Annotated in this window: 17 protein-coding genes; all 17 read left to right on the forward strand. The window is 43.6% G+C overall.

The genetic code is table 11. The features are described 5' to 3' along the window. Positions 1 to 6 precede the first annotated feature (6 nt). The 17 genes from flhA (at position 7) to CEF21_RS11780 (ending at position 16,409) form a co-directional block, all read left to right on the forward strand. Positions 7 to 2,046 carry a flagellar biosynthesis protein FlhA gene (flhA, locus tag CEF21_RS11700; protein ID WP_123916553.1) on the forward strand — a complete coding sequence of 680 codons (2,040 nt, stop codon included), beginning with the start codon at positions 7 to 9 and terminating at the stop codon, positions 2,044 to 2,046. Further along, a complete protein-coding gene (gene flhF, locus CEF21_RS11705) occupies positions 2,043 to 3,137 on the forward strand; it encodes a flagellar biosynthesis GTPase FlhF (protein ID WP_123916555.1) in 1,095 nt (364 codons plus the stop codon). Before flhA ends, flhF begins: the two co-directional genes overlap by 4 nt. Further along, complete coding sequence (locus CEF21_RS11710; protein WP_123916556.1) at positions 3,134 to 4,021, forward strand: MinD/ParA family protein; 888 nt, start codon at positions 3,134 to 3,136, stop codon at positions 4,019 to 4,021. Before flhF ends, CEF21_RS11710 begins: the two co-directional genes overlap by 4 nt. Continuing rightward, complete coding sequence (locus CEF21_RS11715) at positions 4,014 to 5,108, forward strand: protein-glutamate methylesterase/protein-glutamine glutaminase (RefSeq protein ID WP_123920185.1); 1,095 nt, start codon at positions 4,014 to 4,016, stop codon at positions 5,106 to 5,108. Before CEF21_RS11710 ends, CEF21_RS11715 begins: the two co-directional genes overlap by 8 nt. A gap of 13 nt (positions 5,109 to 5,121) precedes the next feature. Then, positions 5,122 to 7,128 (forward strand): chemotaxis protein CheA, encoded by a 2,007-nt coding sequence (locus tag CEF21_RS11720; protein WP_123916557.1) that lies wholly within the window; start codon positions 5,122 to 5,124, stop codon positions 7,126 to 7,128. Between the two features lie 15 nt (positions 7,129 to 7,143). After that, positions 7,144 to 7,614, forward strand: coding sequence for a chemotaxis protein CheW (locus CEF21_RS11725; protein ID WP_241156859.1), 471 nt, complete (start codon positions 7,144 to 7,146; stop codon positions 7,612 to 7,614). A gap of 5 nt (positions 7,615 to 7,619) precedes the next feature. After that, positions 7,620 to 8,249 carry a chemotaxis protein CheC gene (locus CEF21_RS11730; protein WP_123916558.1) on the forward strand — a complete coding sequence of 210 codons (630 nt, stop codon included), beginning with the start codon at positions 7,620 to 7,622 and terminating at the stop codon, positions 8,247 to 8,249. Then, positions 8,239 to 8,739 carry a chemotaxis protein CheD gene (locus tag CEF21_RS11735; RefSeq protein ID WP_123916559.1) on the forward strand — a complete coding sequence of 167 codons (501 nt, stop codon included), beginning with the start codon at positions 8,239 to 8,241 and terminating at the stop codon, positions 8,737 to 8,739. Before CEF21_RS11730 ends, CEF21_RS11735 begins: the two co-directional genes overlap by 11 nt. Positions 8,740 to 8,777: 38 nt before the next feature. Continuing rightward, positions 8,778 to 9,545: a FliA/WhiG family RNA polymerase sigma factor gene (locus tag CEF21_RS11740; RefSeq protein WP_123916560.1), complete on the forward strand. Its 768-nt coding sequence runs from the start codon at positions 8,778 to 8,780 to the stop codon at positions 9,543 to 9,545. A gap of 95 nt (positions 9,546 to 9,640) precedes the next feature. Next, positions 9,641 to 10,114 carry a helix-turn-helix domain-containing protein gene (locus CEF21_RS11745; protein WP_123916561.1) on the forward strand — a complete coding sequence of 158 codons (474 nt, stop codon included), beginning with the start codon at positions 9,641 to 9,643 and terminating at the stop codon, positions 10,112 to 10,114. A 153-nt stretch (positions 10,115 to 10,267) separates the two neighbouring features. Continuing rightward, entirely contained in the window at positions 10,268 to 10,993 is a 726-nt protein-coding gene (gene rpsB / locus CEF21_RS11750) for a 30S ribosomal protein S2 (protein ID WP_123916562.1), read from the forward strand. A 103-nt stretch (positions 10,994 to 11,096) separates the two neighbouring features. Further along, complete coding sequence (gene tsf, locus CEF21_RS11755) at positions 11,097 to 11,978, forward strand: translation elongation factor Ts (RefSeq protein ID WP_123916563.1); 882 nt, start codon at positions 11,097 to 11,099, stop codon at positions 11,976 to 11,978. Between the two features lie 231 nt (positions 11,979 to 12,209). Further along, positions 12,210 to 12,932, forward strand: a complete 723-nt coding sequence (pyrH, locus tag CEF21_RS11760) for a UMP kinase (RefSeq protein WP_123916564.1) — start codon at positions 12,210 to 12,212, stop codon at positions 12,930 to 12,932. 1 nt (position 12,933) lies between these two features. Further along, positions 12,934 to 13,491 carry a ribosome recycling factor gene (frr, locus tag CEF21_RS11765; protein ID WP_123916566.1) on the forward strand — a complete coding sequence of 186 codons (558 nt, stop codon included), beginning with the start codon at positions 12,934 to 12,936 and terminating at the stop codon, positions 13,489 to 13,491. 129 nt (positions 13,492 to 13,620) lie between these two features. Next, entirely contained in the window at positions 13,621 to 14,400 is a 780-nt protein-coding gene (locus CEF21_RS11770; protein WP_123916568.1) for an undecaprenyl pyrophosphate synthase, read from the forward strand. Positions 14,401 to 14,413: 13 nt separating this feature from the next. After that, positions 14,414 to 15,214: a phosphatidate cytidylyltransferase gene (locus CEF21_RS11775; RefSeq protein ID WP_123916570.1), complete on the forward strand. Its 801-nt coding sequence runs from the start codon at positions 14,414 to 14,416 to the stop codon at positions 15,212 to 15,214. Positions 15,215 to 15,257: 43 nt separating this feature from the next. After that, the gene (locus CEF21_RS11780) at positions 15,258 to 16,409 is read left to right on the forward strand and encodes a 1-deoxy-D-xylulose-5-phosphate reductoisomerase (protein ID WP_123916572.1); all 1,152 of its coding nucleotides are present in this window, start codon (positions 15,258 to 15,260) and stop codon (positions 16,407 to 16,409) included. The last annotated feature ends 3 nt before the right edge of the window (positions 16,410 to 16,412 follow it).

The raw sequence follows: 16,412 nt of genomic DNA on the forward strand, positions 1-16,412 counted from the left end.
AGGAACATGTCTACAAGAGATTTATCTGTACTATTTAGCGTTGTGCTCGTTGTCGCCATGCTGATTATTCCATTTCCTACATGGCTTTTGAGCCTTCTCATTATATGCAATATCTCACTTGCACTCCTTGTGCTTCTTACTTCAATGAATATGAGAGAACCGCTTGAATTTTCTATTTTTCCTTCTTTGCTTTTGCTCTTAACCTTGTTTAGACTCGGTTTGAATGTTTCTACAACAAGATCCATTCTTTCAACCGGACAAGGCGGAAAGGTAGTGGAAACGTTCGGAACCTTTGTTGTCGGCGGAAACGTTCTGGTTGGATTCGTAGTCTTCATTATTCTCGTTATTATTCAATTTGTCGTTATAACAAAAGGTTCTGAGCGAGTTTCTGAAGTCGCAGCCCGTTTTACACTGGATGCGATGCCGGGGAAGCAAATGTCCATTGATGCCGACTTGAATGCGGGAATGATTTCTGAACAGGAAGCCCGTGTGCGAAGGGAAAAGGTAGGGAACGAAGCAGACTTTTACGGAGCAATGGATGGAGCCAGTAAGTTTGTAAAAGGGGACGCCATTGCAGGCATTATCATCGTCATTATAAATTTAATCTTTGGGATGATCGTCGGAGTAGTTCAGCAGGGAATGGCCTTTGCAGATGCCGCAAGTCACTTTACGATGCTCTCAGTCGGGGATGGAATTGTCAGCCAAATCCCCGCTCTTCTCATCTCTACAGCCACAGGGATCGTTGTTACAAGAGCAGCATCAGAAGGAAATCTGGGAGGAGATATAAGCAAACAGCTCTTTGCCTATCCGCAAATGATGTATGTAGCGGCAGGATCCATGCTCTTGCTTGGACTGTTCACTCCTATCGGCCTTCTGGTTACAGCTCCGATCGCAGCAGCGCTCGGAATAGGAGCATATGTCATGCAGCAAAGTCAGAAGAGATTAAGAGAGGTTCCGGAAGCAGAACTTGACATGCAGCCGGATCCGGAAGAAATGAAAAGCCCGGAGAGCATTGTACAGCTGCTGAGTATGGACCCTATCGAATTTGAATTCGGATATGGTCTGATCCCTCTTGCTGACAGTACCCAGGGAGGGGATTTGCTTGACAGGATTGTGATGATCAGGAGACAGCTCGCCATTGAGCTTGGCATTGTCATTCCTGTTGTGAGAATAAGAGACAATATTCAGCTTCAGCCGAATGAATACCGTCTGAAAATAAAAGGAAATGAAGCGGCGAGAGGCGATCTTCTTCTCGAACATTATTTGGCTATGGCGCCTGGAACGGATGATGATTCAATCGAAGGCATTGATACGATTGAACCTTCCTTCGGCCTCCCGGCTAAATGGATATCTGAATCAATGAAGGACCAGGCGGAATTATATGGATACACTGTTGTTGATCCGCCGTCGGTTGTTTCTACCCATATAACTGAAACGATTAAGAAACATGCGTCAGAGCTTCTGGGCAGGCAGGAGACCAAACAGCTGATTGATCATTTAAAAGAAGCATATCCGATTTTAGTAGAGGAAGTCACCCCTTCGCCTCTCTCAATTGGAGACATTCAAAAGGTGCTGTCTAATCTATTAAAAGAGAATGTTTCGATCCGCAATCTGCCGATCATTTTTGAAACGCTGGCGGATTATGGAAAAATGACTTCGGACAGCGAAATTCTGACTGAATACGTAAGGCAATCTCTTGCTAAACAGATTACACAGCAATTTTCAGGCGATGGACAGGTTCTCAAAGTCGTCACGTTCTCTGGCAGGGTGGAGAAGCTTGTTGCAGATGGTGTACAGCAAACAGAACACGGAAACTATTTATCCCTTGATCCTTCCGTTTCTCAATTGATTATCGAATCGGTTGCAAAAGAAGTGGAAATGCTGTCACTTCAAGGGCATTCACCGGTTCTCCTTTGCTCTCCGGCTGTAAGAATGTTTGTGAAGCAGCTTCTGGAACGGTATTTTCCGTCCGTCCCTGTGCTTTCTTATAACGAACTTGAATCAAATGTAGAAGTCCAGAGCGTAGGAGTGGTGAATGTCGCATGAAGGTGAAAAAATATACGGCCGGTACAATCCAGGAAGCCATGAAGCGGGTGAAAGAAGATTTAGGCCATGATGCTGTCATTTTAAATTCCAAAGCAGTGGAAACAGGCGGATTCTTTGGATTTTTCACTAAAAAACAGGTGGAAGTGCTCGCGGCTTCAGACCCTGATTTAGCTGAACCGGTTAAAGAAGAAAGAAATACAATCGCTGTAGACCCATCAGAAAATTTTGCCGTAAAAAGAGAGCTTGAAGAGCTCAAAATGGAATATCGAAAACTTGCAGCGGGCAGCTCTGGATTTAAGCTCCCGGACCCAATTGAAAAATTAAGGAATGTACTGAATGAGCAGGAAGTTGGCTCTCCCATAGCTGAGGACACGGTGAGGCAGCTGCTTGAATTTTGGTATCAGGCTGCTGAAAATCAAAATGACGAGGCTTGCAGAAAAGAAGCAGAAAGAATTTTGGTTCAGTCAATAAAACATTTGCCGTATCACCGCATGGAGGACAGAAAATCATTTATTGCTGTTGCAGGACCTACAGGGGTGGGAAAAACAACAACCATTGTGAAATTGGCCGCTGACTGTCTGGTGAATGAGAATAAATCAATTGCTTTTATTACAGCTGATACTTATAGAATCTCTGCTATCGAGCAGCTGAGGACTTATGCAAAAATACTGAATGCTCCAATTGAAGTTTGTTACAGCCGGGAGGATTTCGAAAACGCGAAGAAGAAATTTTCGCATATCGATCATGTGTTTATTGATACGGCCGGCAGGAATTATAAAAATAATCAATATATTGAGGATCTAACAAATTTTCTTGGATCTGACGAAGATATCGATCTTTTTTTAACGCTTTCTGCAAGTACTAAGAAAAAAGATATTCATACTCTAATTGGCCATTTTGAGTCTTTACAATATAAACAGCTGATTGTAACGAAGATTGATGAAACAGATACGTTCGGGGGGATATATGAAGCGGCCAGATTATTTGAAAAAGGAATTGCTTTCTTTTCGACTGGCCAAAATGTCCCCGATGATATGATCCCTGCTTCTAGAGAAACTCTGGTCCAGATGATTTTAGGTGGGAAAGAATGAGCGATCAGGCAGAAAAGCTAAGGCAGCTGATTGCGGGAAATAAAGAATCTAATATGAAGAGAGCCAAAATGATTGCTATCGCGAGCGGTAAAGGAGGAACCGGCAAAACGAACTTTACTGTGAATTTTTGTCTTGAGCTTTCTGCGCTTCATCAAAAAGTGCTTCTATTTGACCTTGATATCGGGATGGGCAATGTTGACATCCTTTTAGGTGAAAGTCCGGAACATTCCTTGCTTGATTTTTGGAAGAAATCTCTTTCCCTTAGCGAGATGACTGAAAAAAGCCAATACGGTATTGATTACATCTCAGGCGGCAGGGGATTTAAAGATTTTTTTCAACTCGACGGACATCACCTGGATTTATTTATGGAAGAACTAGACCGGCTTATACAAAAGTATGATTTCATTTTTTTCGACATGGGAGCTGGAATGACTCAAGAGAGTCTTCAATTCCTGCTCGCTGCTGATGAGGTCTTTCTGGTTGTAACACCAGAACCTACAGCATTAATGGATGCCTATTCTGCAGCGAAGTATGTTTTGCTGAACAGCAAAAACTCTAAAATATCCGTTTTATTGAATAAAGCAAAAACGGATTTGGATGGGACTATGGCTTATCATAGACTTTCCTCTGTTTTAAATAAATACTTATCAGCCCATGCAGATCTGCTTGGAATTCTTCCCGAAGATCCAAAAGTATCAGAGGCAGTAATAAAAAGAAACCCGGTTACATCTTTATATCCAAGGGCCAAGTATTCACGGAGTATCCGTCAAACTGCAGAAGCATTTTTACAGAAGGATCATGATAGACAGAATTTCAGCAGGCCAGAATTATTTATGGACCGGTTTAAGGCAATTTTTAAAAGCAAAGCAAGAAAAGGTGAATGATATGAAAGTTCTTATTGTAGATGACTCTGCATTTATGAGGAAAATGATCACTGATTTTCTCCATGGATTCAGAGGAATTGAAGTGGCAGGCACGGCTAAAAACGGCAGTGAGGCATTGGAGCAAATTAAGAAACTTTCGCCAGATGTCATAACGATGGATGTAGAAATGCCTGTAATGGATGGCATGGCCGCGTTAAAAAAAATTATGGAGAATGATCCCCGGCCCGTCATTATGCTTTCTTCCACTACACAAAAAGGAGCAGAGGAAACAATTACAGCCCTGGAAAATGGCGCAGTAGATTTTGTAGCCAAACCCTCGGGGGCTATATCTCTTGATTTATACAAAGTGAGAGATGAGTTAAGGGAAAAAGTCCTCCAAACAGCATTTGCTAAAATAATAGGTCCTGAGGATCGTGAAAAACATAAAGATTTCCCCCGTTCGCTTGAAAAATATAGTAAAATATGCACTGTGAGGGAAAAAAATCCTGTTTTTAACAGCGGAATTCGACATTTTCGTCCTGTTATCTGTATCGGTACCTCGACAGGCGGTCCAAGAGCCCTTCAAAGAGTATTGCCTATGCTTCCTTCAAAACTGGATGCGCCAGTATTTATCGTCCAGCATATGCCGCAAGGGTTCACGGCTTCACTTTCTGAAAGGCTCGACAAACTCTGCAAAATCCGTGTGAAGGAAGCGGCAGATGGCGAGCGGGCGGAGGCGGGCACCGCATACATAGCCCCGGGGGGTTCCCATCTGACTGTTATTCAAAAAGGGACAAGTCTGTATGTGAAAGTGGAACGATCAGCGATAAGAAATGGCCACCGGCCTTCTGTGGATGTTTTATTTGAATCAATCAGTCAAACAGAGGGATTTAGACATATCGCAGTCATCATGACAGGGATGGGGAGTGACGGAACAAAAGGCCTGTCGCTCTTAAAACAAAAAGGCAATACCTACTCCATTGCAGAGTCGGAGCAAACCTCCGTCGTTTTCGGAATGCCGAAAAGCGCTATAGGAGAAAAATTAGTGGATTCAATTGACCATGTAGACCATATAGCAGAAAAAATCATGCATTATATGCAATCGTAAGGGGCGAAACCGGATGGAAATGAGTCAATATTTAGAAATATTTATCGAGGAAAGCAAAGAGCATTTGCAGGCATGCAATGAAAAGCTACTGGAACTTGAAAAAAATCCCGATGATTTAGCTATCGTAAATGATATTTTCCGCTCTGCCCATACCTTAAAAGGGATGAGTGCAACAATGGGGTATGAGGACCTGGCGAATTTGACTCATCAAATGGAAAATGTGCTTGATGCCATCCGGAACGGAAAGAATTCAGTGACTCCAGCTCTGCTTGATTGTGTTTTTGCAGCGGTGGATTTACTGGAAGAAATGGTTTATTCAATAGCGGATGGCGGGGACGGAAAAAAAGATGTGGAACATGTTGTCAGCCGTTTAAAAGCAATTGAAGACGGGGAAGAGCCTTCAATGGAAGATAAGAGTGGACCCTCCACTGGTGTGGATAACAAGCTCGGAAGCTATGATGATTTTCAAAAGACGGTGATCCTGCAATCGGAAGAACAGGGATACCACGCATTTGAATTGACGATTACACTCAGAGAAGGCTGTATGCTGAAAGCTGTCCGGGCTTTTATGGTATTTGAAATTCTGGATCAGGCCGGCGAAATTGTAAAAAGCGTTCCGTCTGTCGATCAGCTGGAAGAAGAAAAATTCGATCATGAATTTTCGGTCGCCATTGTCACAAAAATGACGAAAGAAGAATTAGAAAATCGTATTTTGAAAGTATCTGAGATTGATAAGGCAGTCGCTCTGCCAATTCAGCTGGAAAAACTTGCAGCAGAAGAAGAGATCACCAATAGCCGTGCACAAGCTGCTCCGGCAGCTGAAGCTGTCCCGGTTTCCGCGCCTGAGCCAGGCCAAAAGCAAAAAACAGGTTCCAAAACGATTCGTGTAAACATTGAACGACTCGATATCCTCATGAATTTGTTTGAAGAATTGGTCATCGACAGGGGCAGGCTGGAGACGATTTCCAAAGACTTGAAAAACTCGGAACTTCAGGAAACCGTTGAACGGATGACAAGAATTTCGGGTGATTTGCAGACCATCATTTTAAATATGCGGATGGTGCCGATTGATACAGTATTTAACCGCTTTCCGCGTATGGTCCGCCAGCTTGCTAAAGATCTGAATAAGAAGATCGACCTCCGCATAACTGGGGCTGAGACGGAGCTAGACAGAACGGTAATTGATGAGATTGGCGATCCTCTCGTTCATTTAATACGGAATTCGATGGATCACGGGATTGAATCCCCGGAAGCAAGAGCAGCAAAGGGAAAGCCGGAGACTGGAATTGTAGAACTTAAAGCGTATCACAGCGGCAACCATGTCTTTATTGAAGTATCAGATGACGGGGCAGGCATTAACAGAGAAAAAGTCCTGAAGAGAGCGATTGACCGGGGAATTGTCGCGGAGCAAAATGCGGCCGAGCTGACAGTCCGGCAAATTAATGAATTGATCTTCGCTCCTGGGTTTTCAACAGCTGACCAGATATCGGATATTTCCGGCAGAGGGGTCGGTCTGGATGTCGTAAAAAGCGCAATCGAGTCACTAGGCGGATCCGTAACCGTTGACTCCGAAGAAGGGACAGGTTCTGTCTTTTCTGTGCAGCTTCCTCTAACCTTAAGTATTATTTCTGTCCTTCTCGTAGAGCTGGAAAAGGAAAAATATGCGATCCCGATCTCTTCGGTAATCGAAACAGCTGTGATACGGAAGGATGACATTATGCATGCGCATAATCAGAAGGTCATTGATTTCAGAGGGAAAATTGTCCCTCTTGTGTATTTGAATCAAATTTTTGATGTTCCTTGTGAAGAAGAGGAAGATCCGGAATACCTTTCAATGGTGGTTGTGAAAAAAGGGGAAAGGCTTGCGGGGCTAGTAGTCAATTCCTTTATTGGGCAGCTTGAAGTCGTTTTGAAGCCGCTTGGAAGCTATTTGAATGGAGTATTCGCTATTTCGGGAGCCACCATTCTTGGCGATGGAGAAGTAGCCTTAATTATCGATTGCAATGCGCTTATTAAATAAGGGAGGAGCTGAATGATGCAAATGAATGAGCTTTTAGAGAAGAAAATTATCATCTTCCGGCTTGGAGAAGAAGAATTTGGAGTTCCGGTCGAACAAGTTAAATCCATTGAAAAAGTCCAATCTATTACCCGTGTACCCGGAACAGCTCCTTATATTACCGGCGTTCTTAATTTACGCGGTGTGATCACACCTGTTATTGATTTGAGGGCAAGATTTGAACTCGGAGCGTACGAAAAAACAGAATATACAAGAATGATCGTCGTATCAGTAAACGAGATTGAAGCAGGCCTCATTGCAGATGCTGCCAATGATGTAATGGATATACACTCCGATCAAATCGAACCATCTCCTGAAGTTGCAGGAATCATTAAAACCGATTACATCAGCGGGGTCGTAAAGCTTAACAAACGGCTGATTATTATGCTGGATTTAGAAGAAGTCCTGATGTCAGCCTCTGGTCTGGCGGATCCCGCGTTCGGAGCGTGAGGCCGATGGGCTTGAAATTTGAACAGCTTGATGTCTTAAAGGAAATGGCGAATATCGGTGCGGCTCATTCAGCGACCGCCCTTTCCCATATGCTCGGCCGGAAGATCGGAATGGATGTGCCGGAGGTCCGAGTGGTTTCTTTTGATGAGTTAATGGAAGCTATGGGCGGGGCAGAGAAAGAAGTAGCCTGCATTTTTCTGGGGGTTTCAGGAGAAATATCCGGCTCTATGTATTTTATTATGGAAGTAGAACAAGCAGAAGCGTTTGTAAAGGAAATAACAGACCATCCGACTGCCAGATTGAGTGCGCCTCCTTACGATGAGTACGTTATGTCTGCAATCAAGGAACTTGGGAATATCCTGATTGGTTCTTATCTTTCTTCCATGTCTGATTTAACAAAGCTTTCCTTTCTATCTGATGTACCTGAATTTTCAGCAGATATGTTTGGAGCCATAATCAGCGAAGGACTGATCGAGCTTTCCAAAGCTTCTGATTTAGCGGTTTTGATCCGCACGGTCATCCGGGAGGAAAGGGATAAAGGGAACTATGATTTCCAAGGTCATCTGTTCTTCCTGCCTGATTATGAATCTTTTGAAAATTTTTACCGTGCACTGGGAGTTGGCGATGGGGATTGAGACCGCCGAAATTATAAAAGTCGGCATAGCCGACCTTCATGCTGCAGTCCCTCCAAAAAAGCTCCGGACATCCGGACTGGGTTCTTGTGTAGGTCTTGTCTTATATGACCAAGGCCTGAAAAATGCTGGAATGGCTCATATCATGCTTCCAACTTCCGATTTGGCCAGAAACGAAGACTTTAACAGGCATAAGTACGCGGATACGGCGTTTCATGATTTGCTGCAGAAGCTTGAGAAGATGGGGTCGCCGATCAACCGGCTGAAAGCGAAAATGGCGGGCGGCGCTCAGATGTTTGCTTTTAAAAGCCAAAATGAAATGATGCGAATCGGACCAAGGAATGTAGAGGCAATAAAAGACCTTCTAATGCGGTATTCCATCCCGCTCATTTCTTCTGATACCGGAGGGGCAAGCGGAAGAACCATTGAATTTGATCCAGAGACATCATTGCTGACAATCCGTACGGTAAATTCCGGAACGACTGCAATATAGGCGGCAAGATAAGGCACTTGCACTAGGGGGGAAAGGTTATGACTCAATTGACAGGCAAAGAGGAACAGCAGATTTGGAATAAGTGGGTGAGTAATAGAGATCCTTTAGCCGGAGATGCACTAATCAAGAGGTACACGCCGCTTGTTACTTTTCATGTTCAAAGGATTTCCGTCGGTCTCCCGAAAACTGTCAGCAGGGACGACCTTATGAGTCTCGGACTTTACGGTTTATATGATGCGCTTGAAAAATTTGATCCGGGAAGAGATCTGAAATTCGATACATACGCTTCTTTCCGGATAAGAGGGGCCATTATCGACGGCCTCCGCAAAGAAGACTGGCTGCCGAGAAGCTCCCGTGAGAAGGCGAAGCGTGTGGAAACGGTTATTGAAAAATTAGAGCAGAAGTATTTAAGGAACGTTACTCCGGGGGAGATTGCGAAAGAAATGGGGATGACGGAGGACGAGGTTCTGACGGCTGTCAACGAAGGTTTTTTTGCGAACGTTCTATCGATAGATGAATACTTGCCGGACCATGATGATGGAGATTATGTCGGGATGATTCTAAAGGATGAAAGAAGTGAAACGCCTGAAGAAAATCTGTTAAAGCAGGAAATGATCGGCCAGCTGTCTGATGTGATCGGGGAGTTATCTGAAAAAGAACAGCTCGTCGTGTCCCTCTTCTATAAAGAAGAATTGACTTTAACAGAAATTGGCCATGTCATGAACCTTTCAACTTCAAGAATCTCTCAAATTCACTCCAAAGCGCTGTTTAAATTGAGAAGAATTATGGAGAAATTTATGAATTAAATACGGGGCGTCCCGGGTTCCCGGCTTTGGATTTCATGAGGCGGTTCCGGACACGCCTCTTTTCATTTCAACACTAAAATAGAATGAGGGGTCGTATGAGCGCAGTTTTTATCTTCACCAGTATTCTTCTTCATATTGTATCCTTGTATCTGATCCTCCTGCTTTTTATGAGAATCTCGTCACTTAAGCAGGCGAAGATGGAACAGCAGTCGATTCTTGAAGAAACAGAGCAGCTTCTTGCTGCATTTATGCTTGAACAGAGGGACGAGCATGAACGCTTTTTAGCTGCACTCGAAAAGACATCGCCGTCCCCCCGGAAAGAACACTGGGAGCCGGTGGCGGATCAGCAGAGCCTAAAAAACGATCCGCGCGATGAAGAGCCCCTTCCTGTCCATCTTGAACATGCAGCAGAAGTGGAAGATTCGATTATATGGAATGCTGAGCAAAAGGAGAGCAGGGAGGAAGTTGTGATTCTGCACGAAAAGGGGTATTCTATAGAAGAAATTGCCAGGGAGACAGGCAAAGGGAAAACGGAGGTCGAGCTTCTGCTTAAATTTCGGCAAAAATAGCGATTTTCTGCTTGCTTCCGAACTTTGACTGTGGTATATTTCTTCTTGGTGTTAATACACACGCTTACAGATTCAAGTATTGGTGCTGTTCAGTCAGTTATGCTTGGAAATGATGTAAAGCGGAGGAGAAAAACCATTAGGAGGAAAATTAACATGTCAGTAATTTCAATGAAGCAATTGCTTGAAGCTGGTGTTCACTTCGGCCACCAAACACGCCGCTGGAACCCAAAAATGAAACGTTACATCTTCACTGAGCGTAACGGCATCTACATCATCGACCTTCAAAAGACAGTGAAAAAGGTTGAAGAAGCTTACAACGTAACAAAAGAATTGGCTGCGAACGGCGGTAAAATTCTTTTCGTTGGAACAAAAAAACAAGCTCAGGATTCTGTTAAAGAAGAAGCAGAACGTTCAGGCATGTACTACGTTAACCAACGCTGGCTTGGCGGAACGCTTACAAACTTTGAAACAATCCAAAAGCGTATCAAACGTCTTAAAGACATCGAAAGAATGCAGGAAGACGGCACTTTCGAAGTACTTCCTAAAAAAGAAGTAGTTCAGCTTAAAAAAGAGCTTGAGCGTCTTGAGAAATTCCTAGGCGGAATTAAAGACATGAAGTCTCTTCCAGATGCACTGTTCATCATCGATCCTCGCAAAGAGCGCATCGCTGTTGCAGAAGCACACAAATTGAACATTCCGATCATTGGCATCGTTGACACAAACTGCGACCCAGATGAGATTGACCACGTTATCCCTGCAAATGATGACGCAATCCGCGCAGTAAAACTTCTTACTGGTAAAATGGCTGACGCGATCCTTGAAGCGAAACAAGGCAACGAAGGCGAAGAAGCTGCTGAAGAAGAAACAACAACTGCTTAATGAGCAAAACAAAAGGTGATAAGAGGGTAAGGCCTTTTATCACCTTTTTTTAAAAAAGAAAAATGGTTTCCCTACATAATAGAATCTTAAGGAGGAATTCCCCATGGCAGTTACTGCACAAATGGTTAAGGAACTTCGTGAAAAAACTGGCGCAGGTATGATGGATTGCAAAAAAGCGCTGACAGAAACAAACGGTGATATGGAAAAAGCAATCGACTATCTTCGTGAAAAAGGCATTGCGAAAGCGGCTAAAAAATCTGACCGCATCGCGGCAGAAGGTCTTGCTGCTGTTAAAGCGGAAGGAAACGAAGCGGTTATCCTTGAAGTGAACTCTGAAACAGACTTTGTTGCGAAAAACGAAGGGTTCAAAGACTTAATCAGCGAACTTGCTTCTCATCTTCTTGCAGCGAAACCAGCTAACCTGGAAGAAGCTTTGGCTTCTAAAATGGAAAACGGTTCAACAGTAGAAGAGCGCATCCACTCTGCAGTGGCAACAATCGGAGAAAGAATTTCTCTTCGCCGCTTTGAAGTTGTTACAAAAACAGACAGCGATGCTTTCGGAGCATACCTTCACATGGGCGGCCGCATTGCGGTTCTGACTGTTCTTGAAGGAACAACAGACGAGGGAGCTGCAAAAGACGTTGCTATGCACGTTGCTGCTGTAAACCCTAAATACATCAGCCGTGACCAGGTTTCTCAAGAAGAAGCTGACCGCGAGCGTGAAGTATTGACTCAGCAAGCTCTTAATGAAGGCAAGCCTGAAAATATCGTAGCGAAAATGGTTGAAGGACGTCTTGGAAAATACTTCGAAGATATTTGCCTTCTTGACCAGAGCTTCGTTAAAAACCCAGACCAAAAAGTTAAACAATTCGTTGCTTCTCACAACGCAGAAGTGAAAACTTTCATCCGTTTTGAAGTAGGCGAAGGAATCGAGAAACGCCAGGATAACTTTGCTGAAGAAGTAATGAACCAAGTACGCAAGTAAGCTTTTGTTTACTTCGCTTATACAAGTAATGAAAATGGGAACACGGCTGTGTTCCCGTTTTTTCAAGACTGGAATTGTGACCCCGTTCCGAGACTAAAGCAGGATCTGACCCTGGTTTTTCTCGCAAGCCTGCAGACGGATGCAGAGAATCAGCAGGCAGATGCATGCTTGCAAGAATGGAACATTCCGTCTTATTTAATGGAATTTCAATGAAAAGATTTGGAGGCTATTATGATTAATCCTAAATATAAACGCATTGTCTTAAAACTAAGCGGGGAAGCTTTAGCGGGCCCTCAAGGGTTTGGCATCAATCCGAGCGTGATTAAATCCATTGCCACACAGGTAAAGGAAATTGCAGAGATGGATGTAGAAGTAGCTGTTGTCGTAGGCGGCGGAAATATCTGGCGCGGCAAGGTCGGCAGTGAAATGGGCATGGACCGCGCGACAGCGGATTATATGGGGATGCTTGCAACAGTCATGAACTCCCTCGCACTTCAGGACAGCCTTGAAAATCTCGGCATTCAGACAAGGGTTCAAACGTCAATTGAAATGAGACAGGTAGCAGAACCTTATATCAGAAGAAAAGCAATCCGCCATCTTGAGAAGAAACGTGTCGTAATCTTTGCCGCAGGCACAGGGAATCCGTACTTTTCAACCGATACAACAGCTGCACTGCGCGCCGCTGAAATTGAAGCGGATGTCATTCTGATGGCGAAGAATAATGTGGACGGCGTTTATAATGCAGATCCGCTTAAAGATGCAAATGCTGTAAAATACGAAGAGCTATCCTATTTAGATGTATTGAAAGATGGACTGGCTGTGATGGATTCTACAGCATCCTCTCTATGCATGGATAATGATATAGCGCTTATTGTTTTCTCTATTATGGAAGAGGGAAATATTAAAAGAGCCGTACTTGGCGAAAATATCGGAACGATTGTAAGGGGGAAATAAAATGGCAAACCAGCATATTAATCAGGCAAAAGACAGAATGGAAAAGGCAGTTTCCGCATTCCAGCGCGAATTGGCAACCGTAAGAGCAGGCCGTGCGAATGCTTCACTTCTTGATAAAGTGACAGTAGATTATTACGGAGCTCCAACTCCGGTCAATCAGCTGGCTTCAATCAGTGTTCCGGAAGCGCGCATGCTGATCATCACACCTTATGATAAATCTGCTCTTGGAGATATTGAAAAAGCGATTCAAAAAGCAGATCTTGGACTGAATCCGACAAATGACGGAACGATTGTCCGTATTTCAATTCCTGCTCTGACAGAAGAACGCCGTAAAGAGCTTGGCAAATTGGTGAAAAAATATGCAGAAGAGGCGAAAGTGGGTATCAGGAACATTCGCCGTGATGCAAATGATGATTTGAAAAAAGCCGAGAAAAACGGTGAGATGACAGAAGACGAATTGCGGGGTCTTTCTGATCAGGTACAAAAGCTGACGGATGATTATATCGGCAAGCTTGATCAAATCGCAAAAGATAAAGAAAAAGAAATCATGGAAGTTTAACGCTTTTCTATGTAAAATAGAAGTGTGCAAAAGACCCTCTAACGTTTACAGGGGGTTTTTTTGTTAATACTGTTAACACGGCTAGGGATCGCTTTAGAACCATTAGCTGCCGGGTGATGGAGGAATCACATGCTTAACTTTTTCAGAAAGGGCAGAAGAAGCGAAATGCCTTCCGCCAGTCATACATATACAAAACAAGATGTCAGCGGCGGGCCAATCCCTCCTCATATTGCAATCATTATGGATGGGAACGGAAGATGGGCTAAGAATCGAGCTTTGCCCAGAATGGCGGGACATCATGAAGGAATGAAAGTAGTCAGAAGGATTACGAAGCTTGCAAGCGAGCTTGGTGTGAGCGCTTTAACGCTTTATGCTTTTTCGACAGAAAACTGGAAAAGGCCCAAAATCGAAGTCGATTATTTAATGAAACTGCCTGAAGAATTTTTAACAACCTTCCTTCCAGAATTAATTGAAGAGAATGTTCAAGTGAAAATTATGGGGGAAACAGACCGGCTTCCGAAACATACACTCGCGGCGGTCGAAAAAGCCATGCGTGAAACGGCGGAAAATACTGGACTTGTATTAAATTTTGCATTGAATTATGGCAGCCGGACTGAAATAGTCAAAGGGATTCAAAACCTTGTCGAAGATTCAAAAAAAGGCTGGATCCGGACGGAAGATATTAACGAAGAGTTATTTTCTTCCTATTTGATGACAGAATCGCTTCAGGATCCTGATTTGCTGATCCGGACAAGCGGCGAAATCCGCTTAAGCAATTTTATGCTCTGGCAGCTTGCTTATACAGAATTTTGGTTTACAGACGTGCTTTGGCCCGATTTTAAAGAAGAGAACTTTATTCAGGCGATCGCTGACTATCAGCAAAGGGGCCGCAGATTTGGCGGAGTATAGAAGGTGATAAGAAATGATACAGCGGATTATTACAGCAATACTGGCACTGGCAATTTTTGTCCCTTTCGTTATTTGGGGAGGAATCCCGTTCAGCTTTGCCATCTATGTATTAAGTACGATTAGTCTTTATGAACTTTTAAAAATGAAAAAAATTCAGATTGTGAGCATACCTGGCCTGGTCAGTGTTTTGCTCTTATGGATTTTGCTGATTCCCTCCAGTCATATTCTTGTCCTGGGAAACATAAATATTTCAAAATTAGAGGTTGCCCTTCTCGGTGTGCTGCTATTTTTAACTTACACCGTGATTACCAAAAACCGCTTCTCGTTTGATGATGTCGGATTTTCACTTCTATCTGTTATGTATATCGGGATCGGGTTTTATTATTTTATTGAAACAAGAGCTTTAGGTTTAGAATATATTGTTTTTGCTCTTCTTATTATTTGGGCAACAGATTCAGGTGCCTATTTTATTGGAAAAGCAATTGGAAAGAATAAGCTTTGGCCGGAAATAAGTCCAAATAAGACCATTGAGGGGTTTTTCGGAGGGATTATCTGTGCTTTGATCATTTCTCTCGTTTTTGAAACCGTTCTTCCTATCGTGCATTCTTACTTAAAGGTCTCATTAATTACCGTGTTTCTGTCTGTTTTTGGACAAGTGGGGGACTTAGTTGAGTCCGCCCTTAAACGGCATTACCATGTTAAGGATTCCGGAAATATTCTTCCAGGACATGGAGGTATACTGGATCGATTTGACAGCCTATTGTTTGTGCTGCCTCTTCTCCATTTCATGCTTATCCTATTTTATCCGGCATAAAAACAGCTCAAATACAGAAAAAGTCATGGGAGAGTGAGAGAAGATGAAACGTATCAGTCTATTGGGAGCTACAGGTTCAATCGGCACACAAACTCTTGACGTGATCCGCGAGCATCCTGAGGATTTTCAGCTGACCGCCCTTACGTTTGGTTCGAACATTGAAGCAGGGAAAAAGGCCATTAAAGAATTCAGGCCTAAATTTGTCTCTGTCAAAGAGAAGGAAGACTATGTAAAGCTAAAAGATGAATTCAGCGGGGAGCCGATTTCTTTTTCGTATGGAGAAGAAGGAAATATTGAGGCCGCCGTTCATCAGGATGCAGATGTAGTCGTAAATTCCCTTCTGGGCAGTATCGGCCTTGTGCCGACGCTAAAAGCCATTGAATCCAGGAAGACCGTGGCTCTGGCGAACAAAGAAACGTTAGTAACAGCGGGGCATATTGTTACGGAAGCTGCCCGCCGCTATGGAACGGCTCTGCTTCCAGTTGACAGCGAGCACTCTGCTATTTTCCAGTGTCTTCAAGGGGAAAATGAAAAAGATATTTCCAGACTCATTCTGACTGCATCGGGTGGAAGCTTCCGCGACAGAACAAGGGAAGAATTAAAAGGTGTCACCGTTGAAGAAGCCCTCAATCATCCAAACTGGTCGATGGGAGCTAAAATTACGATCGATTCTGCCACCATGATGAATAAGGGTCTGGAAGTCATTGAAGCCTACTGGCTGTTTGGGGTCCCTTATTCAAAAATTGATGTCCTTCTCCACAAGGAAAGCATCATTCACTCGATGGTTGAATTTGAAGACGGCAGTGTAAAGGCACAGCTTGGCACACCTGATATGAAAGTGCCGATTCAATATGCGCTTACACATCCGTCCCGTCTGCCATTAGCCAATACAAAAGGGCTAAACCTGTGGGATCAGGGAAAGCTCCACTTTTCAAAGCCTGACTTCTCTCGTTTCAGATGCTTACATTTTGCCTACGAATCAGGTAAAATAGGAGGAACAATGCCGACCGTACTGAACGCTGCCAATGAAGAGGCAGTCGCCCAGTTTCTTGCCGGCAGGCTGGAATTTTTAGAAATTGAAAATAGAATTGAGCAGGCTTTAGAGGTCCACACTGTGATTCAAAATCCCGATCTTGAAGCCATACAGCATGCAGATCAGGAAGCAAGAAGGTACGTGAGGTCCTTATTAAACTAAAGG

The organism is Bacillus sp. FJAT-42376 (assembly GCF_003816055.1).
In the GTDB taxonomy this organism is placed as follows: domain Bacteria; phylum Bacillota; class Bacilli; order Bacillales; family Bacillaceae; genus Metabacillus_B.